1 pseudogene is annotated in these 473 nt (G+C 55.2%); it reads right to left on the reverse strand.

The features are described from left to right. Positions 1–187: 187 nt before the first annotated feature. Positions 188–473, reverse strand: a pseudogene (locus tag LDK53_RS22915) (hydrolase); the annotation flags it as partial.

Here is a 473-nt window from a genome sequence, read left to right on the forward strand (position 1 = left end):
ACTTTCCAGGCGTGCTCCTTCAGCCACTCGGACACCTCACCATATTGTTTTGCTGCCTGACCGCTTGGGGGCAACGGGGCGCTACTATAGGGAGTTGCGCTAACACGGTCAAGCAGATTTTCAGCTTTACTGCCTGTTCGGTTAAGCAATAATCAGCTCCACGGTTTTTACGCCGTGGAGCAGGGGATTAACGCTGTGAATCGAGCACTTCGCTGTTTTTAACCACTTCCTGTGCTTTGCCGTAGCTTTCGATCAGCAACTGATACGCCGGGAAGATATGGGTATACACTTCCGCCCACTCCGCGGCATCTTCACGGTTCCATGTCCGCTGGATCTCAGAGGCTACCGCCGCCGTGTCCATCGGCACCACGCCAGCCTGCACCACACGCGCCAGAGTGATCTCTTGCGCCATTTTGCTGTAGGTACCGGAGGCATCAATTACCGCAAACACTTTATACCCGTCGGCAACCGCG

Origin of the sequence: Enterobacter sp. K16B, from assembly GCF_020216105.1 — a bacterium.
In the GTDB taxonomy this organism is placed as follows: Bacteria; Pseudomonadota; Gammaproteobacteria; order Enterobacterales; family Enterobacteriaceae; genus Enterobacter; species Enterobacter sichuanensis.